Here is a 229-nt window from a genome sequence, read left to right on the forward strand (position 1 = left end):
GCTACAAAGGTGACGCCAGCCTCAAGTGGGCGATGGCAGGACGTAGCAAGGACAAGCTCGCTTCCGTCCGTGACGCGATCGGCGCGCCCAAGGATACGCCCCTGATCGTGGCTGATGCGGGCGACCCCGCGTCGTTGAAAGACATGGTCGCGCAAACCAAATCGGTGATTTCGACCGTCGGACCTTATTTGCTTTACGGCTCCGAACTGCTTGCCGCCTGCGTCTCATC

General features: G+C 60.7%; 1 pseudogene. It reads left to right on the plus strand.

The annotated features are described in order from the left end of the window. Window positions 1–229 (plus strand): annotated as a pseudogene (locus KJQ96_RS39665) (saccharopine dehydrogenase); the annotation flags it as partial.

The sequence above is a fragment of the Bradyrhizobium sp. sGM-13 genome (genome assembly GCF_018398875.1).
GTDB lineage: Bacteria > Pseudomonadota > Alphaproteobacteria > Rhizobiales > Xanthobacteraceae > Bradyrhizobium.